At 61.3% G+C, this 25,750-nt stretch carries 23 protein-coding genes; 9 read left to right on the top strand and 14 right to left on the bottom strand.

Annotated features, from left to right (window positions below):
• Window positions 1-143: 143 nt before the first annotated feature.
• The 4 genes from gltP to PSH78_RS00215 form a co-directional block, all read right to left on the bottom strand.
• Complete coding sequence (gene gltP / locus PSH78_RS00230) at window positions 144-1,475, bottom strand: glutamate/aspartate:proton symporter GltP (protein WP_305497785.1); 1,332 nt, start codon at window positions 1,473-1,475, stop codon at window positions 144-146.
• Between the two features lie 701 nt (window positions 1,476-2,176).
• Complete coding sequence (locus PSH78_RS00225; RefSeq protein ID WP_305497784.1) at window positions 2,177-2,641, bottom strand: inhibitor of vertebrate lysozyme family protein; 465 nt, start codon at window positions 2,639-2,641, stop codon at window positions 2,177-2,179.
• Window positions 2,642-2,644: 3 nt separating this feature from the next.
• Window positions 2,645-2,809 (bottom strand): DUF1328 domain-containing protein, encoded by a 165-nt coding sequence (locus PSH78_RS00220; RefSeq protein WP_003177151.1) that lies wholly within the window; start codon window positions 2,807-2,809, stop codon window positions 2,645-2,647.
• 80 nt (window positions 2,810-2,889) lie between these two features.
• Window positions 2,890-3,177 (bottom strand): hypothetical protein, encoded by a 288-nt coding sequence (locus PSH78_RS00215; protein ID WP_305497783.1) that lies wholly within the window; start codon window positions 3,175-3,177, stop codon window positions 2,890-2,892.
• Between the two features lie 436 nt (window positions 3,178-3,613).
• Between PSH78_RS00215 and algB the strand changes: the two genes are divergently transcribed.
• Together algB and PSH78_RS00205 are read left to right on the top strand one after the other, a co-directional pair.
• Window positions 3,614-4,960, top strand: coding sequence for a sigma-54-dependent response regulator transcription factor AlgB (gene algB, locus PSH78_RS00210; RefSeq protein WP_305497782.1), 1,347 nt, complete (start codon window positions 3,614-3,616; stop codon window positions 4,958-4,960).
• Window positions 4,961-4,970: 10 nt separating this feature from the next.
• Complete coding sequence (locus PSH78_RS00205) at window positions 4,971-6,761, top strand: ATP-binding protein (RefSeq protein WP_305497781.1); 1,791 nt, start codon at window positions 4,971-4,973, stop codon at window positions 6,759-6,761.
• 7 nt (window positions 6,762-6,768) lie between these two features.
• On the opposite strand, the gene PSH78_RS00200 is transcribed toward PSH78_RS00205, so the two are convergent.
• From PSH78_RS00200 to PSH78_RS00170, 7 genes are all read right to left on the bottom strand, one after another.
• On the bottom strand, window positions 6,769-8,382 hold the full coding sequence (locus PSH78_RS00200; protein ID WP_305497780.1) for an EAL domain-containing protein: 1,614 nt from the start codon (window positions 8,380-8,382) through the stop codon (window positions 6,769-6,771).
• 75 nt (window positions 8,383-8,457) lie between these two features.
• Window positions 8,458-9,237, bottom strand: coding sequence for an N-acetylmuramoyl-L-alanine amidase (locus PSH78_RS00195; RefSeq protein WP_305497779.1), 780 nt, complete (start codon window positions 9,235-9,237; stop codon window positions 8,458-8,460).
• A 97-nt stretch (window positions 9,238-9,334) separates the two neighbouring features.
• A complete protein-coding gene (locus PSH78_RS00190; protein ID WP_305497778.1) occupies window positions 9,335-11,380 on the bottom strand; it encodes a diguanylate cyclase in 2,046 nt (681 codons plus the stop codon).
• Window positions 11,377-12,255: an endonuclease/exonuclease/phosphatase family protein gene (locus PSH78_RS00185; protein ID WP_305497777.1), complete on the bottom strand. Its 879-nt coding sequence runs from the start codon at window positions 12,253-12,255 to the stop codon at window positions 11,377-11,379. Before PSH78_RS00185 ends, PSH78_RS00190 begins: the two co-directional genes overlap by 4 nt.
• A 14-nt stretch (window positions 12,256-12,269) precedes the next feature.
• Window positions 12,270-12,911 (bottom strand): thiol:disulfide interchange protein DsbA, encoded by a 642-nt coding sequence (gene dsbA / locus PSH78_RS00180; protein WP_305497776.1) that lies wholly within the window; start codon window positions 12,909-12,911, stop codon window positions 12,270-12,272.
• 186 nt (window positions 12,912-13,097) lie between these two features.
• The gene (locus PSH78_RS00175; RefSeq protein ID WP_305497775.1) at window positions 13,098-13,709 is read right to left on the bottom strand and encodes a cytochrome c; all 612 of its coding nucleotides are present in this window, start codon (window positions 13,707-13,709) and stop codon (window positions 13,098-13,100) included.
• A gap of 45 nt (window positions 13,710-13,754) precedes the next feature.
• Complete coding sequence (locus PSH78_RS00170) at window positions 13,755-14,045, bottom strand: cytochrome c5 family protein (protein WP_030138991.1); 291 nt, start codon at window positions 14,043-14,045, stop codon at window positions 13,755-13,757.
• Window positions 14,046-14,236: 191 nt separating this feature from the next.
• On the opposite strand from PSH78_RS00170, the gene yihA reads away from it, so the two are divergent.
• Window positions 14,237-14,878, top strand: a complete 642-nt coding sequence (yihA, locus tag PSH78_RS00165) for a ribosome biogenesis GTP-binding protein YihA/YsxC (protein WP_116833823.1) — start codon at window positions 14,237-14,239, stop codon at window positions 14,876-14,878.
• Between the two features lie 469 nt (window positions 14,879-15,347).
• Here yihA and polA read toward each other — a convergent pair whose 3' ends face one another.
• Window positions 15,348-18,116, bottom strand: coding sequence for a DNA polymerase I (gene polA, locus PSH78_RS00160; protein ID WP_305497774.1), 2,769 nt, complete (start codon window positions 18,114-18,116; stop codon window positions 15,348-15,350).
• Between the two features lie 74 nt (window positions 18,117-18,190).
• Here polA and PSH78_RS00155 point away from each other — a divergent pair, with 74 nt between their 5' ends.
• The gene (locus tag PSH78_RS00155) at window positions 18,191-18,478 is read left to right on the top strand and encodes a DUF2782 domain-containing protein (RefSeq protein ID WP_053126892.1); all 288 of its coding nucleotides are present in this window, start codon (window positions 18,191-18,193) and stop codon (window positions 18,476-18,478) included.
• A gap of 59 nt (window positions 18,479-18,537) precedes the next feature.
• Entirely contained in the window at window positions 18,538-19,488 is a 951-nt protein-coding gene (locus tag PSH78_RS00150) for a homoserine kinase (RefSeq protein ID WP_305497773.1), read from the top strand.
• Window positions 19,489-19,659: 171 nt separating this feature from the next.
• On the opposite strand, the gene znuA is transcribed toward PSH78_RS00150, so the two are convergent.
• Window positions 19,660-20,586, bottom strand: a complete 927-nt coding sequence (gene znuA, locus PSH78_RS00145) for a zinc ABC transporter substrate-binding protein ZnuA (RefSeq protein ID WP_305497772.1) — start codon at window positions 20,584-20,586, stop codon at window positions 19,660-19,662.
• 66 nt (window positions 20,587-20,652) lie between these two features.
• Here znuA and zur point away from each other — a divergent pair, with 66 nt between their 5' ends.
• From zur to PSH78_RS00125, 4 genes are read left to right on the top strand one after another with little or no spacing between them, the layout of a single operon-like run.
• The gene (zur, locus tag PSH78_RS00140) at window positions 20,653-21,135 is read left to right on the top strand and encodes a zinc uptake transcriptional repressor Zur (RefSeq protein ID WP_053126886.1); all 483 of its coding nucleotides are present in this window, start codon (window positions 20,653-20,655) and stop codon (window positions 21,133-21,135) included.
• Complete coding sequence (gene znuC / locus PSH78_RS00135) at window positions 21,135-21,917, top strand: zinc ABC transporter ATP-binding protein ZnuC (protein WP_305497771.1); 783 nt, start codon at window positions 21,135-21,137, stop codon at window positions 21,915-21,917. Before zur ends, znuC begins: the two co-directional genes overlap by 1 nt.
• Entirely contained in the window at window positions 21,910-22,698 is a 789-nt protein-coding gene (gene znuB / locus PSH78_RS00130) for a zinc ABC transporter permease subunit ZnuB (RefSeq protein WP_305497770.1), read from the top strand. The genes znuC and znuB overlap by 8 nt, the downstream gene beginning before the upstream one ends.
• 37 nt (window positions 22,699-22,735) lie before the next feature.
• Complete coding sequence (locus PSH78_RS00125) at window positions 22,736-23,449, top strand: PA5502 family lipoprotein (RefSeq protein WP_305497769.1); 714 nt, start codon at window positions 22,736-22,738, stop codon at window positions 23,447-23,449.
• A 115-nt stretch (window positions 23,450-23,564) separates the two neighbouring features.
• On the opposite strand, the gene katE is transcribed toward PSH78_RS00125, so the two are convergent.
• Window positions 23,565-25,706: a catalase HPII gene (gene katE, locus PSH78_RS00120; RefSeq protein WP_305497768.1), complete on the bottom strand. Its 2,142-nt coding sequence runs from the start codon at window positions 25,704-25,706 to the stop codon at window positions 23,565-23,567.
• Window positions 25,707-25,750: the final 44 nt, after the last annotated feature.

Genomic DNA, 25,750 nt, shown 5'->3' with positions numbered 1-25,750 from the left:
GAGCTTGCTCGCGATGGCGGTGTGTCAAGCAACTTTAATTTTGACTGAACTGACGCTATCGCGAGCAAGCTCGCTCCCACAATGACCGTGGTTGTTCAGGCGCGTTGCTGCTGGCCCAAACTCCCACATTTGATGTTCAGTAATCAACGGCTGGAAGTTTCCCCCGCCGGCAGCGGCTCCTTGCTGCGCCAGTGCGGCAGGGAGTTCCAGTAACGCTGGCCCTTGGCATCGTCATACATGCCTTCCCAGCGGGAAATGACCAGCACGGCCAAGGCGTTGCCGATGACGTTCAGCGCGGTACGGGCCATGTCCATGATGCGGTCGACACCGGCAATGAACGCCAGGCCTTCCAGCGGAATACCCACGCTGCCCAGTGTCGCCAACAGGACCACGAAGGAAACGCCCGGCACGCCGGCGATGCCTTTTGAGGTGACCATCAGGGTCAGCACCAGCAGCAACTGCTGGCTGATCGACAGGTCGATGCCATACAACTGCGCGATGAAAATCGCCGCGATGCTCTGGTACAGCGTCGAGCCATCGAGGTTGAACGAGTAACCGGTAGGAACCACGAAGCTGCAGATGGCTTTCGGCGCGCCGTACGCTTCCATCTTCTCGATCACCCGCGGCAGCACGGTTTCGGAACTGGCGGTGGAATAAGCCAGCACCAGTTCATCCTTGAAGATGCGCATCAGCTTGATCACCGAAAAGCCGAACAAGCGCGCGATCAGGCCCAGCACCACAAAAGCGAAGAAGGCGATGGCGACGTAAACCAGGATCACCAGTTTCGCCAATGGCAGCAGGGAGGCGAAACCGAAGTTGGCGACCGTCACCGCGATCAGCGCGAACACACCGATCGGGGCGTAATTCATGATCATGTGAGTGACCTTGAACATGCTCTCCGACACGCCCTGGAACATCTTTACCAACGGGTCGCGCAGATCCGCTTGCAAGCTCGACAAACCGAGGCCGAACAGGACGGAGAAGAAGATGATCGGCAGCATCTCGCCGCGGGCAACCGCCGCGAAGATGTTCGACGGAATCAGGTTGAGGATGGTCTCGATGAACGCATGTTCATGCTGGACTTCGGCGGCAGTGGCCTGGTACTTGGAAATATCCACCGTGCCGAGGGTGCTCATGTCGATGCCATTGCCCGGCTGGAAGAAGTTGGCCAGCAACAGGCCGACGACAATGGCAATGGTGGTGACGATTTCAAAGTAGACGATCGTCTTGAAACCGATTCGCCCGAGTTTCTTCGCATCTCCCACGCCAGCAATACCGACAATCAGCGAAGAGATCACGATCGGTATCACAATCATCTTGATCAGACGGATAAAGATATCGCCCGCCGGTTGCAGCACATTGCTGATCCACCAGGCCTTCTCGGCACTGAAGTGGTTGAGCAGCGCACCGATTGCAATCCCGAGCACCAGACCGATGAGGATCTGCCAGGCGAGGCTTAGTCGTGCCTTCTTCATATCATTACCCTTACTTCAGTTTGACTCGGGCAGTGACCTGAACCGATCAGCGTAGACGATCGCAATTCGTGTCCTCTGCCCCCGTATAAGGTTGGCCCGAGCGGCCACGGCGGCTCACTGGCAGGCGAAAAAAGGCGCAACTATTGCGATGCAAGGGGGGATCGTCTAATGCCGTAAACGCCTACCCTATGCCGAATCGGCATGAGATTACGCGAATGAAACGCGCGTCCCAGTCGGTTCGAAGACGCCATTTATGCGGGTATAACTGCCGTGGACCGGCCGTTTCAGCGTAGCCGGACTCAACGTGGCTTGCCCGGAAGCTGATGAAAGGACAGCGCATCGAGCCTGCGTTGATCACAAAAACGCCATGGGCGCTCTCCGATATACGGTCAGGCATCAGTAGACAAAGGAATTTGGCGAGGCAATACGCCGCAACACATGCGAGGACTCTCGCCGCAAGGAACCAACCGCTCTGGCACAAGGCCCAGCAGTTCTAGCTCTCCGCAAGTTCGCTAAAGCCAAGATGGCTTTGCGAACTTGCGTCGCAGCTTTTTACCTGACCCGGCCCTTTCGCAGGCACCCCTTGTGCCCGTAGGTCACTCCGACCTTCAATGGTCAGAACGTCCCAGCCCCCTGGTCATGCGACGGCCCTCCTCGGGCCTCGCAGAAAGAAAGACATGGCTGTCTTCCTTGTTTTCAAGTCAGTACCAATTCGGATCTTTCTTGAGCTGTTCCATCAACATTTCCTGCATACCTTCGTCGGGGTTGCCGAGAAAGCGGTAGTCCGCGTGGCGGGTTGGCGACTTGTCGGCCGGCAGTCCGGCGGGGACCTCTACCAACAACGCGTAGGCCTCGTCCTTGTCGAAGCTGAAGGCAACGAACAAGCGCTTGCTGCGGCAGGTATCCTGGGTTTCGCACAAAGGTCCGACCAGATATTTATCGCCGTCCTCCTCGACCGCGTTCATCTGCTCGGAAGTACCGGTCAGATTCATGACCCACTCCGGCAGACGTTCCTCCTTTTTGACCACTTGCTGCCAGGTCTCGCGGTACTGCGGATCTGCCTGAAGCACTTGGTTGACCCGCATCTGTCCATCATTGGCAGCCATCGCCATGGCGCTGCCGCCCAGAAGCAGGGCGGCGGCCAGTCCTTTTAATGACCGGTTCATGGGTCAGCCTCGGCCGCGACGGCCAAAGAAGAACGATGCGATGAACATGACCAGGAACACGACAAAGAGAATCTTGGCGATGCCCGTAGCGGTGCCCGCGATACCACCGAAGCCCAGTACGGCAGCGATGATGGCAATGATCAGGAAGGTAATTGCCCAGCTCAACATTATGATTCTCCTTACACTTTTCTATTTAGTTAGGGTCTGGCGGTAATGGTTCCGACACAACGGACAGCCGGTTCAGCGGATCAGAAGACCCAGCGTTCTTCACGGGGCATGTCGATGGCGGTCTGCGCCTGGTCAACTTCCATCATGCGCATCGAAGCGGCTGCATCGGCGAGGTTGCTGACGGAAGTGAAATGGGTCTGGGGAGCTCGTTGAACCGATACCAGCGGCGCTTCCGGCTGTTGGCTTTCGTGCCAGAGCATCAATTGCTGACCGGCCACGAGAGTAATCAACAGGGCGAGGACAGCCCACAGGCCCTGCTGGATATGCAGGGGGCTGATGCGAAATTGGGCGGCACGTTGACGATTCATCCTGGAATTCCTCCCCACCCTAGCGGTGATCTGGTTGAGGCGCTCAAACGCCACGTTGACTAGGACATTGCAGCCGCCGTGCCAGAAATAAAGCGCACATAAATACCTTTAAAATCAATAGGTTATGACCACAATAAAAACCAGCCGGGGCGCATCCTGCACGATGGCCCAGCCAAGCGTCGTGCGTTCTGCACGACTGTCCGCAGAACAGGCGTAAGATTCTTTTTGAATTGAAAGTCGGAAACGGATGTCGGAATGAGCGAGCCGAAACGTATGAAGCCCGGAGGCGGGGAAAAAACGCTTTAAAATCAGTTTGTTGTGAACCGACGGTCCACAGACGCACGCTCGATGGGTAATATTCGGTCAGAATCGACCATGCAACTTGCCCGATTTTTCTGACACTAATCATCATCATTCTTTAAGGAGCGTAGGAAAAATGGAATCCGCCACTGAGCATCAAGGCCGCATTCTGCTGGTAGACGATGAGTCCGCCATCCTGCGTACCTTCCGTTATTGCCTGGAAGACGAAGGTTATACCGTCGCCACCGCCAACAGCGCAGCCCAGGCCGACGCCCTGCTGCAGCGCCAGGTATTCGACCTGTGTTTCCTGGATCTGCGCCTGGGTGAGGACAATGGCCTCGATGTGTTGGCGCAGATGCGCATCCAGGCGCCATGGATGCGCGTGGTCATTGTTACCGCGCATTCCGCGGTGGACACCGCCGTCGACGCGATTCAGGCCGGCGCCGCTGATTACCTGGTCAAGCCGTGCAGCCCTGACCAACTGCGCCTGGCAACTGCAAAGCAGTTGGAAGTGCGCCAGCTGTCCGCCCGGCTCGAAGCCCTCGAAGGCGAGGTGCGCAAGCCCAAGGACGGACTCGACTCCCACAGCCCGGCAATGAAAGTGGTGCTGGAAACCGCGCGCCAGGTCGCCAGCACTGACGCCAACATCCTTATTCTCGGCGAGTCCGGGACTGGTAAAGGCGAGTTGGCGCGGGCCATTCATGGCTGGAGCAAACGCGCGAAAAAATCCTGCGTCACCATCAACTGCCCATCGCTGACCACCGAGCTGATGGAGAGCGAACTGTTCGGCCACAGCCGTGGCGCATTTACCGGCGCCAGCGAAAGCACCCTGGGGCGCGTCAACCAGGCCGATGGCGGGACGCTGTTTCTCGACGAGATCGGCGACTTTCCCCTCACATTGCAGCCCAAGTTGTTGCGCTTCATCCAGGACAAGGAATACGAGCGAGTGGGCGACCCGGTCACTCGCCGGGCCGATGTGCGGATTCTCGCGGCGACCAACCTCAACCTTGAGGACATGGTGCGCGACGGGCGTTTTCGCGAGGACCTGCTGTATCGCCTGAACGTGATCACCCTGCATCTGCCGCCACTGCGCGAGCGGGCCGAAGACATCCTGACCCTTGCCGATCGCTTCCTGGCGCGCTTCGTCAAGGAATACGCGCGCCCGGCCCGGGGTTTCAGCGATGAGGCCCGCGAAGCGCTGCTGGGCTATCGCTGGCCCGGCAACATCCGCGAACTGCGCAACGTGGTCGAGCGTGCCAGCATCATCTGCCCACAGGAGAAGGTCGAGATCAGCCATTTGGGCATGGCCGAGCAACCGGTCAACAACGCCCCGCGGATCGGCGCGGCGCTGAGCCTCGACGAGTTGGAAAAGGCCCACATCGGCGCAGTGCTGGCCACCGCCGACACGCTGGACCAGGCGGCAAAGACCCTGGGTATCGACGCCTCCACGTTGTATCGCAAACGCAAGCAATACAACTTATGAGCGCCATCTTATGAAACTGGCGATGAAGCTGCGCACACGGCTGTTTCTCAGTATCTCGGCACTGATTACCGTGGCGTTGCTGGGGCTGCTGCTCGGCCTGGTCAGCGTCATGCAGATGGCCAATACCCAGGAACAATCGGTGCGTGACAACTTTTTCCTGCTGGACCTGGGCCTCAAGCTGCGCCAGACACTCGGTGATCAATTAATGATCATGCTGGAGGAAAACCCCGACCTGACAGTGCTGGAACAATCCAAACGGCAGTATTTCGAGTTGCTGGATGAAGGTATTGCCCACGAGCAGCAACTGGCTGAATCGACCACCAGCTTCAGCCGCGCAAAAGCCGACTACCTCAGTTTCCTCGAGGCCTTCGAGGCCTCTCGTCGGCAACCGACACAACTGACCGGCATCCAGGACCTGACGCAAAAATTCAACGTGCTGCGCGGAGGGTTGATCGAAGGCTACCGCCATGCCCTGAACAAGATCAGCGAAACCCAGGACCGCGCCCGCGCCCGTGCGTTGCTGATTTCCGGCCTGCTGGGGTTGGTGGGATTGGCTGTGCTGATCATCGGTTTCATTACCGCCCACGGCATCGCGCGACGTTTCGGTGGGCCGATCGAGGCCCTAGCCGCGGCGGCGGATGATATCGGCCAAGGCAATTTCGAAGTGACATTGCCGGTTTCCTCGGCGGCTGAACTGAACCTGCTGACGCGTCGCTTCGGCATCATGGCCCAGGCGTTACGGGAACATCAGGCCACCAACGTCGACGAGTTGCTCGCCGGCCAGCAGCGCCTGCAAGCGGTCCTCGACAGCATCGACGACGGCTTGCTGATGATCGACCGCCAGGGCCACCTGGAACACCTCAATCCGGTGGCCCAGCGTCAACTGGGCTGGGACGAGGAGCGCCTGGGCCAGGGGTTGGGCGAGGCCCTTGGACGCGTCGAGCTGGATGAAGAGCTGCAATTGGTACTGCGCGGTGGCACCCAGGAGCGCGCACCGGACGACTTGAGCATCGAAGTGGATGGAGAGTCCCGGGTGCTGACTTACAGCCTCACGCCCGTCATCCATACCCAGGGCCAGATTCTCGGCGCGGTGATGATCCTGCACGACGTCACCGAACAACGCGCCTTCGAACGGGTGCGCAGCGAGTTTGTCTTGCGTGCGTCCCACGAGTTGCGCACACCGGTGACGGGCATGCACATGGCGTTCGGGCTACTGCAGGAACGCATGCATTTCCCCGAAGATTCACGCGAGGCGGACCTGCTCAACACCGTCAACGAAGAAATGCAGCGGCTGATGCAGCTCATCAACGACCTGCTGAATTTTTCCCGTTACCAGAATGGCCTGCAAAAGCTCACCCTGGCGCCTTGCTCCATCGAAGACCTGCTGGAAACGGCCAGGATGCGCTTTGCCAGGCAGGCGCAAGAGAAGGGCATCGAGCTGCTCGTGGAGATCCAGGGCCCCTTGCCGCGCCTGCACGCCGATGCCGCGCAACTGGACCGCGTCCTGGACAACCTGATCGACAACGCGATGCGCCACACCAACGGCGACGGCCAGATCCGCCTGCAGGCCCGGCGCCACGGCGAGCGGGTGATCATCAGTGTCGAAGACAATGGCGAGGGCATTGCCTACGGCCAGCAAGGACGGATCTTCGAGCCCTTCGTCCAGGTCGGGCGCAAAAAGGGCGGCGCCGGCCTCGGTCTGGCGCTGTGCAAGGAAATCGTCCAGCTCCACGGTGGACGGATGGGCGTTTATTCCAGGCCAGGGCAGGGCACTCAGTTCTACATGGCACTGACCGTCTGAGGGGCCATCAGGCTTCGTCGTCCAGGCGCCGTCCAAGCAGGCGCCGCCCACGGGTAATCAATTCGATAAGCTGCACCGCGCTGAGCGCATGGGCAAACAACCAGCCCTGGCCGAACTTCACGCCTTCACTGCTCAGGTAGGACGCCTGGGCCTCATGCTCGATGCCTTCGGCGATCACCTTGAGTTCCAGGGCGTGGGCCATGCGGATGATGTGCGGGGCCACGCCACTGCTGGCGGCGTCATGACCGAGCGCATCGATGAAGGCCTTGTCGATTTTCAGGCAATCAATCGGCAGCGTTTGCAGATAGGCGAGGCTGCAATAGCCGGTGCCGAAGTCATCGATCAGCACCTGATGCCCGACATCACGCAGCGATTGCAGATTATCCCTCGCAACCAGCACATCAACCAGGCCGCGCTCGGTCACTTCAAAGGCTATCTGGCGCGCCGACACCCGATGCAGCGCCAGCAAGCGGGCAATCACCTCGCCGATGCGAGGCACCATCACGTCACACGCCGCCAGGTTCACCGAGATATACAGGTGCGGATTGGCCCGCAACAGCTGGCCCAACTGGTCGAACAGCCGCTGCAGGACGAAATCGGTGATCTGGCGTATCTGCCCGGTATTTTCCGCCATCGGGATGAACAGGTCCGGACTGGTCAGCGTGCCGTCGGGCCGCCGCCAGCGCAGCAGCGCTTCGGCACCGACGCAGTTGCGGCTGTGCAGATCGAAGATCGGCTGATACAAGACCTGCAACTCACCGCGCCGGATAGCCCCGTGCAACTCGGCATCCATGGACTGGCGCTGGCGCACCAGCAGGAAGACCTGGAAGCCGATCCCCAGCCCCAGCATCAGGCTGATGGGCAACATCCACCAGGCATTGGCCGGGATGCGCAGACCGTTGCGCGGTGTAATGAGCACCAGTTGATATTCCGGATTGTCGGTCGGCATCCGATAGATCAGCCGGGTCTGGGTGACTTGCAGGGACTGCTGGCTTTTCAGCGGCCAGGGCTCCGTCGGGGGCCAACGCTGCGCGCTGCCCAATACCGGAATCGCCCGCTCACCATGATCCAGGACCACCAGCAGGCTGCTGCCGGGCGGCAGGTCGACCACATCGGTCAGGTGCCCGCGAGACGTGGCGACACGGAAATTGCCGCGCCCCAACATCAACGCCGCGCGGTTCTCGTCGGGCTCGGTGGTGGTGTTGAGCCAATAGCTATAGGCCGGGCCGCGCAAATCGGGCGGGCGAACCAACGACATACCGCTCTGGCGCGGACGATTCGAGCAGACACCGTTGGCATCCAGATAAGCCGCCTCATAGACAAAGCGGTAGTTGAAGCTCACCTGCTGCAACGTGGCGATCATGTCGTCGTTGCAGCCGCGCAGAGGTTGCGCCTGCAAATCGTCGAGACTTTCGCGCAACTGCCCGAAAAGCTGTTCCAGCCGCTGCAGGAAACGCTCGCCCTGGGCATTCATCTGCTCGCTTTCACGCTGCTGGATCTGCTGCATCACTACAAACAGGCTTCCGGCCAACAGCAGCACCGTACTCAGGGCAGCCGCCATCATCGCCAGGAAAATAGGGCGATGGAGCCAGCTCTGCAGGGTCTCGCGTGCAGCTGTCATCAGCGGTAATCCGAAAGTTACCAATGAGTTATAGCTGCTGTTTTGGATTCGGCCCGTTTAGTCAGACGAGCGTCATTATTTTGTCTGGTTGAGCACCTGCAAAATCGCCGCGCTTTGGGCGTCCGGCGCCCCGTCGAAACGGCTTGGCCGGTAGCGCATCTGGAAGGCGGCCAGTACCTGATGGGTGGCGACGTCCCACTCGCCGGTACGTGGCGTCGGGTAGCCAAGGCGGGCCAGTTCAGCCTGGAACCAGCTGGCGCTGGGCAGTTGCCCGGCATAAGCCGCCTGTTGACGCGCGACAGCCCCTTCGTCCGGCCAGACACCCAGGCCCGCTTGTGCCAGGCGTTTCCAGGGAAACAGCGGCCCGGGATCCAGCTTACGCATGGGGGCAATGTCGCTGTGGCCAATGATATTGACCGGGTTGATCCCGTTACGGCGGGTGATGTCCTTGAGCAGGACAATCAACGATTGCACCTGGGCTTCGCTGTAGGGGTACCAACGACGTCCTTCAGGCGTGTCGACATAGCCTTGATTGACGATTTCGATGCCGATGGAGCTGGAGTTGAGCCAGGTTCGGCCCTGCCATTCGCTTTCCCCGGCATGCCAGGCGCGCCGGCTTTCATCCACCAATTGGTAGATGGTGGCGTCCTTATCGTCGCCGATCAGGTAATGGGCGCTGACTTCGCCATGGGTTAGCAAGGCCAGGGAGCGCTCCAGGGAGGCGGAGGTGTAATGAACCACGACAAACTGGATGCGGCTGTCGTGGTTGACGGAAGGATGGCTGGTATCGAGCCGAGGGCCGCTGGCGCATCCGGCCAGGGCAATCAACGCAAGAATGATCGGGAAAAATTTCATGGCGAGGACATGCCCGAAGAAAATAATGCAACAGTGTAACGTATCGCCCAGTAATGATCCGAGCGGTCATTGGATATTACAAAAAGGAAGTTGCGCCTTAGCCCAACTCCACCCGGTTGCGTCCCGCGCTTTTCGCCCGATATAGCGCCTGATCGGCTCTTTTCAGCACTAGATCGCTGTGTTCGCCCGGCTTGAACGCCGTCATGCCCATGGATACCGTGACCGTGACCGGCTCGCCCTTGAAGTGGAACGGACAGGCTTCGATGGCGGCGCGCAAGGCCTCGGCCAGCTTGGCGCCCGCTGCCAGCGACGTATCGGGCACCAGCAGGACAAATTCCTCACCACCAAAACGGGCAATGAAATCACTGCCGCGCACGCGCTTGCGCAGTACCGAGGCAATCAGCTTGAGCACTCGGTCACCGGCCAGATGACCGTAGTTGTCGTTGATCCGCTTGAAATGATCGAGGTCGAGCATGGCGATCAACAGGCTGTTGCCGTGCCGCTGCCACTGCTCGACCTCATGTTCCAGACGCTCGCTCCAGGCGGCGCGGTTGGGCAGCCCGGTGAGCGGATCGATGAGCGCTTTTTGCCGTTGCTCTTCCAGGTTCTCACGGACAATCAGAGCGTCCTGTTCCATCAGCGCAACGCGTTCGGCGAGGCTCTTCAGACGGGCTGAAACTTCCTTCTCACGCTGGTCACGCTGCTTCTGATGCTGATCCATCGTGCCGATCAGGCCTTCGAGATGATTCTCCAGTACCTGCTTGAGGCCTTCCAGGTCGTCGGCTTGCTGCACGCTGCTCTGCAAGCCATCCACCTGCTCGCGAATCTGGTTGTTCATTTCCCTGGAGGCGGACAGGTTATCGGCGTGGTCCTCGCTGGCGGCCTGCAACGTGCTCTGGAATGATTCCAGTCGATCGTTGAGTCGCTGCAGATACGCTTCGAATTCATGCTGGCCACTGTCAGTGATCGCCTGCATGAGGACCGCCAGATCGTCGAGGATCGGCAGTAACTCGTACCAGTTCAAGCCGTTGCGCAGGCGCTCGCGCATGGCCTCGGCTTGCGGACGGTGGCGCTCGGGCAGCGTCAGGTCGCCCAGCAGGCCGAGCAAGGTGTCTTCGATATGCCTGGCGACCGAACTGTAGGAGGGTTCCGGGGAGTCGGGCAGGGCGTAGTGGGCCTCATCGGGATCAGCGGATGCCTCAGGCGCCACAGGTTCGGCGGGTTCCGCAGGGACGATCGGTGCCTCGTCGAGCGGCGGTTCACCCGGCGTCAGTTCGTCGGGATTGTCCAGCGCCGGTACCGGTTCGGCGGGCTCAGGGTCGATCGGTGCCGGCTCGGCGGTCGGCTGGGCAACTGGAGCAACTGGAGCAACTGGAGCAACTGGAGCAACCGACTCTGGCTCGGACGCCGGGTCAGGCTCGTCGACCGGAGCATGGGACTCATCCGGCGCTGGCGGCGCATCCGGTGTGGGGGCCTGCTCCGCCAGCGGTTCAGGTTCAGGTACAGGTGCGGCGGAGGGCGCTTCGGCTGTCGGCTCGGCAGGAGCCGAAATAACCGCCTTCGGCTCAGGCGTGGCGGCGGGTTGGGCAGGCTCGGGCGACGGTAGCGGCTCTTCATGGCCATGGCCGCCGAACAATCGTTGCAGCAGGCCCGGACGGCTCGGCTCGTCGGGCGCGTCCAGCGCGCCCAGCGCCTTGCCCTGCAGGCTGCTCAGCTCGCTGAGCAGCAACGGGATTTCCCGGGCCTGGCCAACCCGGGTCTCCAGTTGCTTGGAAAATTTCTTCAGGGGCCGGCTGACGTCCTTCGGCAGCGGCAGCTTTTGCAACTGGGCGACCAGGGCGGTCAGCGCGGCGCTCATTTGCTCCACCCGAGTCTCGCGGCGCTGCTCGGAATCGAGTACGGCTTTTTCCAGGCGCGGCAGCAGGGCGGCGAGGGCGGCGTCCATGTCATCGGTGCGCACCACTTCGCGCATCTCTTTCATGCACTGGTCTACCGCGCGATCGGTGCCTTCGGCGGCCAGGGTGCTGCGCACCAGGCCACGACGCAGCAAGTCGAGCCGGGCGTCCCAGCGACGCTCAAGCTTTTCCTGTTGCTCGATGCTCTTGAGGTATTTCTCTCTCCAGCGTTCGGCGTCGTCGCTCATTCATCGGATCCGCTAGGGGCAGGACTCAGCGCGGGAAACGCATCGGCCGTGAGCGAACCCGGCAAACGTATTTCGACCGCGACCGGCAGGTGATCGGAAATGGGCTGGGCCAACACTTCGAACCGTTCGAGGGCCAAGGTAGGGCTCAGCAGGATATGGTCCAGGCAGCGCTGGGGGCGCCAGCTGGGAAACGTGGCTTCCAGTTGCGGGGCGAGCAGGCCAAGGTCGCGCAGCGGTGAGGTCTGCAACAGGTCATTGGCATGGGTATTCATGTCGCCCATCAGGATTTGATGCTTGTAGCCGCCGATCAACTCACGAATGTAGGCCAGTTGCATGGTTCGGGTCCGAGCCCCGAGGGCCAGGTGCATCATCACCACCACCAGCGCCTCCGGACCTTCGCCGAAACGCGCCAGGATCGCTCCGCGCCCCTTGGGGCCCGGCAACGGGTGATCCTCGATCGCCCAGGGCCGCAGACGACTCAGCACGCCATTGCTGTGCTGGCCGAGACGACCGAGGTTGCGATTGAGTTGCTGGTACCAATAAGGAAACGCGCCCAGCTGGGCGAGGTGTTCGACCTGATTGACGTAGCCGGAACGCAGGCTGCCGCCGTCGGCTTCCTGCAAAGCGACCAGGTCGAAATCCTTCAACAGGTCGCCGATCTTCTGCAGGTTGCCGGCTCGCCCGGTGTGGGGCAGCAAGTGTTGCCAGCCCCGGGTCAGATAGTGCCGGTAGCGCTCGGTGCTGATGCCCACCTGGATGTTGAAGCTGAGCAACCGCAGGCGATTGTCGGCAGGCAGGCCCGTGGACGTGACGTGATGCTCATTGACCCGCGGTTCATGCAGGCCAACGATGCGTTCGGTACCCCAGCGGGCCATGAGCGTGGCCGCGCTTAGTTGGCAGCAGCCTTGGTGGCAGCTCGTTCTTTGGCAACCAGCTGGTCGGCCAGTTGCAGCGCTTGTTCGGCGCCGCCGGCGGAGCCGATGTCAAAGCGGTATTTGCCGTTGACGACCATGGTCGGTACGCCGGTGATTTCGTATTTTTTCGCCAGCTCGCGGGCCTTGACGATCTGGCCTTTGATAGCGAAGGAGTCAAAAGTCGCCAGGAACTTGTCCTTGTCGACGCCTTGGGTGGCAAGGAAGTCGGCCATGTCGTTCTTGTCGGTCAATTTTTTGTGTTGTTTCTGGATTGCATCGAACACCGCTGCGTGAACCTTGTGCTCGACGCCCATGGATTCGAGGGTCAGGAACATCTGGCCGTGGGCGTCCCATGGGCCGCCAAACATAGCCGGGATGCGCACGAAGTTCACATCCGAAGGCAGCTTTTCAACCCACGGGTTGATGACCGGCTCAAAGGCATAGCAATGCGGGCAACCGTACCAGAACAGCTCCACGACCTCGATCTTGCCAGGCACCGCCACCGGAACAGGGTTGGTCAATTCGACATAAGGGGCAGCGGGCTTTTCAGCCGCTTGGGCAGTCACGCCGAACAGGCTGGCGGCGACGAGCGCGGCGCTGATGATCAGATTACGCATGCTTTACTCCTGGACAATGAGGTGGCCTCGCGGGGCGTGTTTTTCAGACAGGCCGCCACGGGTTCAGTTTCGCTAGTGTAACGGCAGCGGCCACAAAAAAGGGCGGCCAAAGCCACCCTTTTGATGTTTGCACCGACAGATTAATCGGGCGTTAACGTTGCAAGAGGTTTCCCTCTTGCAACGGCCTCAATGCAGGCCCTGGATGTAGCTGGAGACTGCCGCGATATCTTCGTCGCTCAGCTTGCGGGCGATGGTGCGCATGGTCATCGCATCGCCGTCGTTGGCACGCCCGCCTTCTTCCTTGCGGAAATCGGTCAGCTGCTTGGTGATGTACTGGGCGTGCTGGCCACCCAGATGCGGGAAGCCGGCGGCGGCGTTGCCCTTGCCATCAGGCGAATGGCAGCCCGTGCAGGCTGGCAGGCCCTTGGCCAGGTTGCCGCCACGGAACAGCGCCTCGCCCCGTGCCACGAGTTTTGGATCAGCGGCGCCGACGCTGCCTTTCTGGCTGGCGAAGTAGGCCGCGATATCCGCCAGGTCTTGATCGCTCAGGTTGTTCAGCAGGCCGGTCATTTCCAGCACGACACGCTTGCCGTCCTTGATTTCCTTCAACTGCTTGACCAGGTAACGCTCACCCTGGCCAGCCAGTTTCGGAAAGTTGGGCGCCATGCTGTTGCCATCCGGACCGTGGCAGGCCCCGCACACGGCGGCTTTTGCCTGGCCTGCGGCAGCATCGCCTGCGGCGTGGGCTACACCGGATATCCCCAAGGTCAACAGCAGACTCACGATCAGTTTGTTCATCAGCTAATCCAACTACGGCTAAGGGTTAAGAGTTATGGACCGGGCTTACTCGCTCATCCACTGGATGATGGCTTGGTAATCCTCGGCACTGCAGTCCATGCACAAACCACGCGGCGGCATCGCCTTGAAACCCTGGGTCACGTGTTGCACCAGCGTCCCCATGCCCTTCGCCAACCTCGGCGTCCAGGCTTCGCGGTCACCCTTGCGGGGCGCCGTGGGTAGTTGGCCGGAATGACAGGCACCACAAACACGGTTGTACACAGCTTCCGGATCCTGTGTAGCCTGAGCGCTGTAAAGCGGCATCAAGACACCGGCAGCTAGCAGCCATTTCGTCATAAAACGACCTTTTCAGGGTTGAGAGCGAGCTGCGTTCTAGTGCGCAATTTCGGTCGGTCGCTCCCGTGAACTTCATCCTACGCTGGGACAAAGCGCACACAAAATCTGCGGCATTATATACTGGCGTCACTGAAACGGAAACGACACAGCTTGCCGCGTCCATTCCCGACGCCGCCCACATCGGAAATCCCATGCAACTGAAAAACCCCATCCTCGGCCTGTGCCAACAGTCCACCTTCATGCTCAGCGCCGCCAAAGTCGATCAATGCCCTGACGACGAAGGCTTCGAAGTGGCGTTTGCCGGGCGTTCCAACGCCGGTAAATCCAGCGCGCTGAACACCCTGACCCATGCCAGCCTCGCACGCACCTCGAAAACCCCGGGCCGCACGCAACTCTTGAACTTCTTCAAGCTAGACGATGAACGCCGTTTGGTCGACCTGCCCGGTTATGGCTACGCAAAAGTGCCGATCCCGCTCAAGCAACATTGGCAGCGCCACCTGGAAGCCTACCTGGGCAGCCGTGAGAGTTTGAAAGGTCTGATCCTGATGATGGACATCCGCCATCCAATGACCGACTTCGACCTGCTGATGCTCGATTGGGCCGTTGCCAGCGGCATGCCGATGCACATCCTGTTGACCAAGGCCGACAAACTCACCTACGGCGCAGCGAAAAACACCCTGCTCAAAGTGCAGTCGGAAATTCGCAAGGGCTGGGGCGACACGATCACCATCCAGCTGTTCTCCGCGCCCAAGCGCATGGGTCTGGAAGAGGCCTACACGGTGCTGGCGGACTGGATGGAATTGGCGGACAAGGGCAGCGAAACGGCCGAGTAGGCCAAATCGCAGGCAAAAAAAACCCCGGACTTCGTATGGGGAGGGGGAAGTTCGGGGTCCAAGTTCCGGACCGCTAGGGCGGGGTCCAGATATCTGCCAACACTTAACACAACATAGGAGCATTGAAGGGCTTCACCAGCCATTCAGAATCTCTGAGTAGCAATTCACGGGTTTAGTTCAGATTATTTTTGGTAATAATCGTTGGCATTCTCAGAACTGACGATGCCGTACCTGGGTTTGCAGCGCCTCAACGTGGCATGGATTGGCTGGGCTGACGCCATCGCGAGCAAGCTCGCTCCCACAGTGGGTCGGTGTCGGGCTAGGGTATCCGGCTTAATCCAAACCCGTGTGGGAGCGAGCTTGCTCGCGATGGCAATCTCCCATTTATTGCAAACAGGTCAACCGACACCCAACCCTGAGGTGAGGGGAGCAAGCTCCTCACCACATAGGCCGTCCACGGGACTGGGGATCAGTGCGCCTCGTCCCAGTTATTGCCCACGCCCACCTCCACCAGCAGCGGCACGTCCAACGTGGCGGCGGCGCTCATGTGCTGGCGGATTTCCGCGCTCACCTGGTCGACCAGGTCTTCACGCACCTCCAGCACCAATTCGTCGTGTACCTGCAGGATGACCTTCGCATCCAGCCCTGACGTCGCCAGCCAGCCATCGACGGCCACCATGGCTTTCTTGATGATGTCGGCGGCCGTACCCTGCATCGGCGCGTTGATCGCGGTGCGCTCGGCGCCTTTGCGCAGGGCAGGGTTTTTCGCATTGATGTCCGGCAGGTACAACCGGCGCCCGAAGATGGTCTCGACGAAGCCTTGCTCGGCGGCCTGGGCGCGGGTGCGCTCCATGTACTCCAAGACCCCTGGGTAACGCGCGAAGTAGCGGTCGATGTAAGCCTGGGACTGCTTGCGATCGACGCCGATCTGCTTGGCGAGGCCGAACGCGCTCATGCCATAGATCAAGCCGAAGTTGATCGCCTTGGCGCTACGGCGCTGGTCATGGCTGACGGCGTCCAGCTCGACCCCGAAGACCTCCGCAGCGGTGGCGCGGTGCACGTCCAGATCGTTGCGAAACGCATGGAGCAGCCCTGCGTCCTTGGCCAGGTGGGCCATGATCCGCAGTTCGATCTGCGAGTAGTCCGCTGCCAGCAGCTTGTAGCCTTTCGGCGCGACAAATGCCTGGCGAATCCGCCGCCCTTCGGCGGTACGGATCGGGATGTTCTGCAGGTTCGGGTCAATGGACGAAAGACGTCCGGTGGCGGCCACAGCCTGTTGATAAGACGTATGAATGCGCCCGGTGCGGCTGTTGATCTGCTCCGGCAGGCGATCGGTGTAAGTGCTCTTGAGCTTGCTCAGCGAGCGGTACTGCATCAGCACCTTGGGCAGCGGATAATCCTGCTCGGCCAGTTCGGCGAGCACTGCTTCGGCAGTCGACGCCTGGCCCTTGGCGGTCTTGCTGAGCACCGGCAAACCGAGTTTTTCGTAAAGGATCACGCCCAATTGCTTCGGTGAGCCGAGGTTGAATTCCTCACCAGCGATGGCAAATGCCTCACGCTCCAGTGCCACCAGCTTCTCGCCCAGCTCGACACTCTGGGCGCCCAGCAGGTTGGCATCGACCAACGCCCCTTGGCGCTCGATACGCGCCAGGACCGGCATCAACGGCATTTCGATCTCGTTGAGCACCTTGCCCAGGCTTGGCGTGACGGCGAGTTTTTCCTGCAAGGCCTGGTGCAGGCGGAAGGTCACGTCAGCATCCTCAGCGGCGTATTGGCCGGCAAGTTCGAGGGAGATCTGATCGAAACTCAGCTGCTTGACGCCTTTGCCGGCAATGTCCTGGATATCGGTCTTGCTTTGACCCAGGTATTTCAGCGCCAGGCTGTCCATGTCGTGACGAGTCGCCGTGGAATCGAGCACATAGGATTCAAGCATGGTGTCGAAAGCGATGCCCTGCACCAGGATGCCGTTGTTCTGATCACCATCGATAGCGCAATTGGCCAGGATGTTGATTTCAAACTTGGCGTGCTGGCCGACCTTGAGTTTGTCCGGGTTTTCCAGCAATGGCTTGAGCGCCTTGAGCACGGTGTCGCGGTCCAGTTGCTCCGGCACGCCCATGTAGGAATGCGTCAGCGGCAGGTAAGCCGCTTCAAACGGCGCAACCGCGAATGACAACCCCACCAGTTGCGAATGTTGGGCGTCGCCACCGTTGGTTTGCGTGACCAGGGAAAACAGCGGTGCCTTTTCAAGCTTGGCCAGCCAAGCGTCGAAGCTCGCCTGGTCGAGGATAAGGTCATACCGCTTCTCGACGTCCGCCGCCGGCTCATCAGCGACTTCAACGATTTCCTGCCCGGCCCGCTTGGCGTCGCGCTGGTTGTCTTCGAACCAGCTCTTGAATTCCAGCAGGGTGTACAGCTCGGCGAGTTTCTCGTGATCCGGCGTGCCCATCTGCAGGTCGTCGAGGCCGATATCCAGGGGGACGTCGGTCTTGATGGTCGCCAGCTCGTAGGAAAGAAACGCCATTTCCTTGTGCTCTTCCAGCTTGGCGGCCAGGGTCTTGGCACCGCGAATCGGCAGCGTGGCCACGATATCCAGTTGCGCATACAGCTCGGTCAGACCGCCATTGACGCCCACCAGCAGGCCGGATGCGGTCTTCGGCCCGATGCCCGGAACGCCCGGGATGTTGTCGGACGAATCGCCCATCAACGCCAGATAATCGATGATCTGCTCCGGAGCGACGCCAAACTTCTCCTTCACGCCAGCCACGTCCAGCGAGCTACCGGTCATCGTGTTGACCAAGGTAATGTGCCCGTCGACCAGCTGCGCCATGTCCTTGTCGCCGGTGGAAATCACCACCGGGCGGTCGGCCGCGGCGCTGCTGCGGGCCAGGGTGCCGATCACGTCGTCGGCTTCGACGTTGTCCACGCACAACAAGGGGAAGCCAAGGGCCTTGACGCTGGCGTGCAGCGGCTCGATCTGCACGCGCATGTCGTCGGGCATGCTCGGGCGATTGGCCTTGTATTCGGCGTACAGCGCATCGCGAAACGTCCCACCCTTCGCGTCGAAGACCACCGCGAACGGACTGTCCGGATACTGCTTGCGCAGGCTCTTGAGCATGTTCAGCACGCCCTTGACCGCACCGGTCGGCAGGCCTTTGGACGTGGTCAGCGGTGGCAGCGCGTGAAAGGCGCGGTACAGATAAGAAGAACCGTCCACCAGGACGAGGGGGGCTTGGCTCATGAGCAGGATCAACCTTTTCGGCGGGTCCGGGGCTAGAATAGCGGGACCGTTGACGACAAAGGGACAAGGTTATCATGCGTACACTAAATCGCCTGTTACTGGCTGGCTTGTTTGCATTCACACCGTTGGCCGTCATGGCGGCGGATGACGCGCCCTCGGCGGACCCGGATGTCACCATCCGCACCGAAGGCGATAAAACCATTCAGGAATATCGGCAAAACGGCTTTTTGTACGCGATCAAGGTCACGCCCAAGAACGGCAAGCCTTATTTCCTGGTACGCGCCGACGGCACTGATGCAAACTTCATCCGCTCGGACCAGCCGGATATGCTGATCCCCTCGTGGAAAATCTTTGAGTGGTGATACCGCTCGCGACTTCAACCGGCGCCCGCTGAAGGGCGCCCGTACTGGCAGTTCTAACCATGTCTGTGTTCACGCCCCTGGCTCGGCCCGAGCTGGAAACCTTTCTCGCCCCTTACGGGCTCGGCCGCCTGCTTGATTTCCAGGGGATCGCCGCCGGCAGCGAAAACACCAATTTTTTCATCAGCCTGGAACAGGGCGAGTTCGTCCTGACGCTGGTCGAGCGCGGCCCGGTGCAGGAGATGCCGTTCTTCATCGAGCTGCTGGACGTGCTGCACGAAGCCGACCTGCCGGTGCCTTACGCCTTGCGCACCACCGAGGGGGTCGCACTGAGGGAACTGGCCGGCAAACCGGCGCTGCTGCAACCGCGCCTGGCCGGCAAGCACGTCAAGCAGGCCAACGCCCAGCATTGCGCCCAGGTCGGTGAATTGCTTGCGCACCTGCACCTGGCGACCCGCGACAACATGATCAAGCGCAAGACCGACCGTGGCCTGGACTGGATGCAGGAGGAGGGCGCCAAGCTGTTGTCGCACCTCGACGCCGATGCCCGTCAGTTACTGGGGGCGGCACTGGACGAAATCACCGTGCAGAAAACCGGCATCCTCGCGCTGCCCCGCGCCAACATCCATGCCGACCTGTTCCGCGACAACGCGATGTTCGAAGGCACGCACCTGACCGGGTTGATCGACTTCTACAACGCCTGTTCCGGGCCGATGCTGTATGACGTCGCCATTGCACTGAACGACTGGTGCTCGGATGATGAAGGCATGCTCGATGGCCCGCGGGCGCGGGCATTGCTTGGCGCTTATGCGGCGCTGCGGCCGTTCACATCTGCCGAGGCGCAACTGTGGCCGACCATGCTGCGCGTGGCGTGCGTGCGGTTCTGGCTGTCGCGGCTGATTGCCGCCGAATCGTTCGCCGGGCAGGATGTGTTGATTCATGATCCGAAGGAGTTTCAGCGGCGGCTGGCGCAGCGGCAGAAGGTCAGTACGCTGTTGCCGTTCGCTCTCTAGCAACCAGCGACCTGAATGCCTTTGTGGCGAGGGGATTTATCCCCGCTGGGCTGCGCAGCAGCCCCTTGCTTTCTATTGACGGACCGTGGCGGCTGATATTTTTTGGGGGCCGCTTCGCGCCCCAGCGGGGATAAATCCCCTCGCCACAGGTTCGGCGCTCGGCGATGGGTGTTACAACGACTCCAGGCACCCCGCCAGATCATTCCCCAACTTTTCCAGCAATTGCTCATACCCCTGCGCCGTCGCCGGGGTGTAGCCGCCGAGCGCATCCAGTTCCGCCAGCTTCACCGGCAGCCCGGCTACCAGCGTCTCGGCCAGGCGCGGACGCAGCGGCGGTTCGCTGAAGACACAAGTCTTGCCCACCGCCTGCAAGCGCGTACGCATCGCCGCCACGTGCTGGGCACCGGGCTGGACCTCGGCGGCCACGGCAAAAACCCCGGCGTGCTTGAGGCCGTAGTTGTCCTCGAAATAGTCGAACGCTTCGTGGAACACGAAATACGGCTTGCCTGCGACCCCGGCCAGACGCGCCTTGAGCCGTGCGTCCAACGCATCGAGGCGCTGGTTGAAAGCCTTTAGGTTGCTTTCATAGCGGGCCGCGTTCGCCGGATCCGCCGCGCTCAGGTCGGCAGCCATTTTGGCGGCGATCACCCGGGCGTTCAGCGGCGACAGCCACAAGTGGGCATCCACGGTGCCGGGACGATGGTCGTGGTCATGTTCGTCGGCATGCTCCTCGTCCTCATGGGACGCGCTGTCCTGGGCGAAATGACGCAACTTGAGCCCCGGCAGATCCTGCACGGCGACGGAAGGCTGCGTACGACCATTCAACACACGTGGCAGGAAACCTTCCATGTCTGGGCCGATCCAGTAAAGCAGGTCCACCGACTGCACCTTCCGTACGTCGGATGGCCGCAACGCATAGTGGTGAGGCGAGGCGCCAGGGGGCAGCAGCACTTCCGGAACGGCCACGCCGTCCTGTACCGCGGCGGCAATCAGTTGCAGCGGCTTGATGCTGGTAAGTATCTTGACGTCGGCCCGGGCCGGGCCAATCAGCAGAAATATTGCGACAAAAGCGACAAAGAGCGAAAAAATTCGGGACACGATGACCACTCGAAGAGGCGAGAACGGGTAACATAATAACGTCTCTCACTAAACTCGTCGCTGCCCATGCCCATTACCCCCCTTGCCAGTCGTCCCCATGATCACTCCCATTGCGTGCATAGCGCGCTGTCCGAGGCCGATGCCATTTGCGCGCGCCAGGGCCTGCGGCTGACCGCCTTGCGTCGGCGAGTGCTGGAGTTGGTCTGGCAAAGCCACAAGCCACTGGGTGCCTACGACATCCTCGCGGTACTCAGCGAGCAGGACGGCCGCCGCGCCGCGCCGCCGACGGTCTACCGGGCGCTGGATTTCCTGCTGGAAAACGGCCTGGTGCATCGCATTTCTTCGCTGAACGCCTTCGTTGGCTGCAACCATCCGGAGCACGCCCACCAAGGCCAGTTCCTGATCTGCCGCGAATGCCATGCGGCCATCGAGCTGGAACAGAAGTCCATCAGCGACGCGATCGTCGCCAGCGCCAAGGACGTCGGCTTCGTGGTCGACACCCAGACCGTCGAAGTGGTCGGCCTGTGCTCCGGTTGCCAGGGGGCCTGATGAGCAACGCGTTGATCCGCCTCGAACAGGTGGCCGTGACGTTCGCCGGGCAGAGCGTGCTGGACAACATTCACCTGAGTGTCGAGCCGGGGCAGATCGTCACCCTGATCGGCCCCAACGGCGCCGGCAAGACCACCCTGGTGCGCGCCGTGCTGGGCCTGCTCAAGCCGGACAGCGGCAGCGTCTGGCGCAAGCCCCGGCTGCGTGTCGGCTACATGCCGCAGAAACTCCACGTCGACCCGACCTTGCCGCTGTCCGTGCTGCGCTTTCTGCGCCTGGTGCCGGGCGTCGACCGCGAGCGAGCCTTGGCGGCGCTGAAGGAAGTCGGCGCCGAGCAAGTGATCGACAGCCCGGTGCAGAATGTGTCCGGCGGCGAGATGCAGCGTGTATTGCTGGCCCGCGCCCTGTTGCGCGAGCCCGAGCTGCTGGTGCTCGACGAGCCCGTGCAAGGCGTCGACGTGGCGGGGCAGGCCGAGCTTTACAGCTTGATCACCCGCCTGCGTGACCGCCACGGCTGCGGGGTGTTGATGGTGTCCCACGACCTTCACCTGGTGATGAGCACCACCGACCAGGTGGTCTGTCTCAACCGGCACGTCTGCTGCTCCGGGCATCCCGAGCAAGTCAGTGGTGATCCGGCCTTTGTCGAATTGTTCGGAAAAAACGCACAAAGCCTGGCGATTTATCACCACCATCATGACCATTCCCATGACCTGCACGGTTCGGTGGTCAGCGCTCCTTCTGCTTCCAATCATGTTCATGGAGACGGCTGCAAGCATGGCTGATTTTCTGGTGTACGCCCTGCTTGCAGGTTTGGCGCTGGCGCTGGTGGCCGGCCCCCTGGGCTCGTTCGTGGTCTGGCGGCGCATGGCCTATTTCGGCGACACCTTGTCCCACGCGGCGCTGCTCGGCGTGGCCATGGGGTTTCTGCTGGACGTCAGCCCCGCCATCGCGGTGACCGTGGGTTGCCTGCTGCTCGCGGTGGTGCTGGTGACCTTGCAACAGCGCCAGCCGCTGGCGTCCGACACCCTGCTGGGCATCCTGGCCCCCAGCACGCTGTCCCTCGGGCTGGTGGTGCTCAGCTTCATGCACGACGTGCGGATCGACTTGATGGCTTATCTGTTCGGCGATCTGCTGGCGATCAGTCCGATGGACCTGGCCTGGATCCTCGGCGGCAGCGCGGCGGTATTGCTGTTACTCGTGGCGCTGTGGCGTCCGTTGCTGGCGGTCACCGTCCATGAGGAGCTGGCGCGGGTCGAAGGTCTGCCCGTGGTGGGCCTGCGATTGGCGTTGATGCTGTTGATCGCGGTGGTGATCGCCGTGGCGATGAAAATCGTCGGTGTATTGCTGATTACTTCATTGCTGATCATTCCGGCGGCTGCGGCACAGCGTCACGCCCGCTCACCGGAGCAGATGGCCCTGGGCGCAAGCCTGCTGGGCATGCTCGCGGTGTGTGGCGGGCTGGCGTTGTCGTGGTTCAAGGACACTCCGGCCGGACCGTCGATCGTGGTCAGCGCGGCGGCGTTGTTTCTGCTGAGTTTTGTCCTGCCCCGTCGAGGGGTGTAGACTTGCTCGCTTTTTGCGCAATTAGAGAGTCGCAGGAATGAAGCCGTTCGCCTCCCGTTATCTGCTCCTTGTCGCGTTTTCCCTGCTGCTGGGCGCCTGCCAGAGCACGCCGCCGACCGTCGAAACCCCGGATACCCGGGGCCCGGCCACCGCGCAGCTCGAACAGAGCCTGGCCAGCAATGAACTGGCCACCGCAGAAGGCCAGTTGGCCGCGTTGCAAGCCCAGACGCCTGAAGATCCGTCGCTGGAGCCTTACCAGCGGCAACTGGCCGAGGCGTACTTGCGCCGCAGCCAGATCGACCTGCAAAAAGGCGATGTAAACGCGGCCGCCACCGCCCTGAGCCGGGCTCGCGCGCTGATGCCAAAAGCGCCGGCGCTTACCGGCGAAGTGAACAGTGCGATCGCCCTGGCCCGCAAGGCCGAGCTGGAAAAAGCCGAAGCTGCCCTTCAGGCCGCCGAAGCCAAGCCGGTTGCAAAGGTGATCGACCCGAGTGCGCAGAGCACCACGGTTGCGCTGAATATCGGCGATATCCAGAAAATGCGTCATCAACTGGACGCCATCGCCGCCGATGTGGTGAATTATCAGTGCGACGTCAGCATCCAGGCCCCGCGCACCGATGATTATCCGTGGTTGGCGACATTGCTGACCAAGCGGGTCAAGAAACTCGATCCCGGGTTTGATCTGAAACTGCAGAAGCAGATTTTGCGCAGCGTGCCGGCGCAAGTGGTTCTGACTCCGCGCAAGCCCTGAAAGCTTCGCGAGCAGGCTCGCTCCCACAGGGTTATGTGTCGTTCACAACACCCCTGTGGGAGCGAGCCTGCTCGCGAAGGCGTCCTACCAGCAGATAATCCCTTTCAGACACCCATCAAGCCGGAACCGCCTTGGCCTTAGGCTCCCGCGCCCAAACCCGATGCTGGGCAATCGCATCAAAAAACGCCTGGAACTTGCCCGCATCAGCGTCGGGAATCAGCCCCGCATCCGCCTCCAGCTTCAACAACACCAGCAATTGCCGCGCTTCGCCATGCAGCGCGATGGCCTTCAGGTGCTTGTAGGCTTCCAACAGGTAATGCAACGCCACGCCATCGGCGCTCAGCGCCTTGATCGATTCCACCCCGCCCGGCACGAACACCGCGTCAAAGGCAATCGACGGCAAGCCTTCCATGGATGCATCCACCGGCAGCGTTTGCCCAGCAGCGGTGGTCACCGGCGCGGAGGTTGGACCGAGGATTTTCGCGTGGGCCCCTTCGGCTTCCAGTGCCTGCTTGAGCGCATCGATGATTGTCGCCTCGACGCCATTGGCCACCAACACCGCGACCTTGCGGGTCTTGATATCGCCGGACAGCAGATTGGCCTGGCTCAACGCCGGAGACTGCTCCAGGGAAGGCGTCGGAACATCGACCGTACCGGCAGTGGGAGCCGGCAAGCCGAGGTTCTTCGCAACCCGCCCGGCCAGTTCCAGATCGATGTTGGCGAGAATCTCGTTCACCTGCCGCGCCCTGATGAACTCGCGCTCCACTTTGCCCAGTTCAAAGCTGTACGCCGCGATGATGTGCTCTTGCTCGTGGGCGCTCATGCTCTTGTAGAACAACCGCGCCTGGGAGAAATGATCGCCGAACGAATCGCTGCGCTGGCGGATCTTGTGGGCGTCGATGCGCTCCGGATAACTTTCGAAACCACCATCCTGCGGGCCCGGCGGGGTTTCCTTCGGCCAGCCGCCATCGATGGAGTTCGGCTCGTAGGACGCGCGCCCCTTGTCGATAGTGGTGCGGTGCATGGCATCACGCTGGCCGTTGTGCACCGGGGTGATGGCGCGGTTGATCGGCAGCTCATGAAAGTTCGGTCCACCGAGTCGGCTGATCTGCGTATCGGTGTAGGAAAACAGCCGGCCTTGCAGCAATGGGTCGTTACTGAAATCAATGCCCGGCACGATATGTCCGGGGCAGAACGCAACCTGCTCGACTTCGGCGAAGAAGTTGTCCGGGTTGCGGTTCAGCACCATCTTGCCCAGCGGCGTGATGGGCACCAGCTCTTCGGGGATGATCTTGGTCGGATCGAGCAGGTCGAAGTCGAACTTGTGCTCGTCTTCCTCGGCGACGATCTGTACGCCAAATTCCCATTCGGGGTAGTCGCCCATCTCGATCGACTCCCAGAGATCGCGACGGTGGTAATCAGTGTCCTTGCCCGCGAGCTTCTGGGCTTCATCCCATACCAGGGAGCAGGTCCCGGCTTTGGGCCGCCAGTGGAACTTGACGAAGCTGCTGCGGCCTTCGGCGTTGATCATGCGGAAGGTGTGCACGCCGAAACCCTGCATGGAACGCAGGCTTTTCGGAATTGCCCGGTCGGACATTGCCCAGATCACCATATGAGCCGACTCCGGTACCAGCGAGACAAAGTCCCAGAAGGTGTCGTGGGCCGATCCGCCGGTGGGGATTTCGTTATGGGGCTCGGGTTTCACCGCATGGACGAAATCCGGAAACTTCACCGCGTCCTGGATGAAGAACACCGGCATATTGTTGCCCACCAGATCGAAGTTGCCTTCGTCGGTGAAGAACTTCACCGCAAAGCCGCGCACGTCCCGCACCGTGTCACCGGAACCCCGTGGGCCCTGCACGGTTGAAAAACGTACAAACACTGGCGTCTGTTTACCCGGGTCTTGCAGGAAACCGGCCTTGGTCAGGGCCGCATGCGACTCATAGGCCTGAAAGTAGCCATGGGCACCGGTCCCTCGGGCGTGAACGATGCGTTCGGGAATACGTTCATGGTCAAAATGCGTGATTTTTTCACGCATGATGAAGTCTTCCAGCAACGACGGCCCACGCGGACCGACGCGGAGGGTGTTCTGGTTATCGGCGATCTTCACACCCTGGTTGGTGCGCAAGGCCTGTTCGGTGGCATCGGAGCGAAACTGCTCGAGACTCTCAAGCTTGGCGTTGGTATTGCTGCGATCCAGCGTGTCGGTCCCGGCCATTTGGCTGGGGGGCGGCAGGTTTTTTAGCTCATCAGGCATGACTCCTCGTTGCGATCCCCGCCGTGGCCAGGACCCGTGAGTTC

Source organism: Pseudomonas sp. FP198, from assembly GCF_030687895.1.
Taxonomy (GTDB): domain Bacteria; phylum Pseudomonadota; class Gammaproteobacteria; order Pseudomonadales; family Pseudomonadaceae; genus Aquipseudomonas.
This window is presented reverse-complemented; position numbering and strand designations above follow the sequence as displayed.

What these genes read in the sequence shown, in the direction of transcription:
- gltP (WP_305497785.1), bottom strand. Translation starts at nt 1,475, where the DNA reads ATGAAGAAGGCACGACTAAGCCTCGCCTGGCAGATCCTCATCGGTCTG.
- PSH78_RS00225 (WP_305497784.1), bottom strand. Translation starts at nt 2,641, where the DNA reads ATGAACCGGTCATTAAAAGGACTGGCCGCCGCCCTGCTTCTGGGCGGC.
- PSH78_RS00220 (WP_003177151.1), bottom strand. Translation starts at nt 2,809, where the DNA reads ATGTTGAGCTGGGCAATTACCTTCCTGATCATTGCCATCATCGCTGCC.
- PSH78_RS00215 (WP_305497783.1), bottom strand. Translation starts at nt 3,177, where the DNA reads ATGAATCGTCAACGTGCCGCCCAATTTCGCATCAGCCCCCTGCATATC.
- algB (WP_305497782.1), top strand. Translation starts at nt 3,614, where the DNA reads ATGGAATCCGCCACTGAGCATCAAGGCCGCATTCTGCTGGTAGACGAT.
- PSH78_RS00205 (WP_305497781.1), top strand. Translation starts at nt 4,971, where the DNA reads ATGAAACTGGCGATGAAGCTGCGCACACGGCTGTTTCTCAGTATCTCG.
- PSH78_RS00200 (WP_305497780.1), bottom strand. Translation starts at nt 8,382, where the DNA reads ATGACAGCTGCACGCGAGACCCTGCAGAGCTGGCTCCATCGCCCTATT.
- PSH78_RS00195 (WP_305497779.1), bottom strand. Translation starts at nt 9,237, where the DNA reads ATGAAATTTTTCCCGATCATTCTTGCGTTGATTGCCCTGGCCGGATGC.
- PSH78_RS00190 (WP_305497778.1), bottom strand. Translation starts at nt 11,380, where the DNA reads ATGAGCGACGACGCCGAACGCTGGAGAGAGAAATACCTCAAGAGCATC.
- PSH78_RS00185 (WP_305497777.1), bottom strand. Translation starts at nt 12,255, where the DNA reads ATGGCCCGCTGGGGTACCGAACGCATCGTTGGCCTGCATGAACCGCGG.
- dsbA (WP_305497776.1), bottom strand. Translation starts at nt 12,911, where the DNA reads ATGCGTAATCTGATCATCAGCGCCGCGCTCGTCGCCGCCAGCCTGTTC.
- PSH78_RS00175 (WP_305497775.1), bottom strand. Translation starts at nt 13,709, where the DNA reads ATGAACAAACTGATCGTGAGTCTGCTGTTGACCTTGGGGATATCCGGT.
- PSH78_RS00170 (WP_030138991.1), bottom strand. Translation starts at nt 14,045, where the DNA reads ATGACGAAATGGCTGCTAGCTGCCGGTGTCTTGATGCCGCTTTACAGC.
- yihA (WP_116833823.1), top strand. Translation starts at nt 14,237, where the DNA reads ATGCAACTGAAAAACCCCATCCTCGGCCTGTGCCAACAGTCCACCTTC.
- polA (WP_305497774.1), bottom strand. Translation starts at nt 18,116, where the DNA reads ATGAGCCAAGCCCCCCTCGTCCTGGTGGACGGTTCTTCTTATCTGTAC.
- PSH78_RS00155 (WP_053126892.1), top strand. Translation starts at nt 18,191, where the DNA reads ATGCGTACACTAAATCGCCTGTTACTGGCTGGCTTGTTTGCATTCACA.
- PSH78_RS00150 (WP_305497773.1), top strand. Translation starts at nt 18,538, where the DNA reads ATGTCTGTGTTCACGCCCCTGGCTCGGCCCGAGCTGGAAACCTTTCTC.
- zur (WP_053126886.1), top strand. Translation starts at nt 20,653, where the DNA reads ATGCCCATTACCCCCCTTGCCAGTCGTCCCCATGATCACTCCCATTGC.
- znuC (WP_305497771.1), top strand. Translation starts at nt 21,135, where the DNA reads ATGAGCAACGCGTTGATCCGCCTCGAACAGGTGGCCGTGACGTTCGCC.
- znuB (WP_305497770.1), top strand. Translation starts at nt 21,910, where the DNA reads ATGGCTGATTTTCTGGTGTACGCCCTGCTTGCAGGTTTGGCGCTGGCG.
- PSH78_RS00125 (WP_305497769.1), top strand. Translation starts at nt 22,736, where the DNA reads ATGAAGCCGTTCGCCTCCCGTTATCTGCTCCTTGTCGCGTTTTCCCTG.
- katE (WP_305497768.1), bottom strand. Translation starts at nt 25,706, where the DNA reads ATGCCTGATGAGCTAAAAAACCTGCCGCCCCCCAGCCAAATGGCCGGG.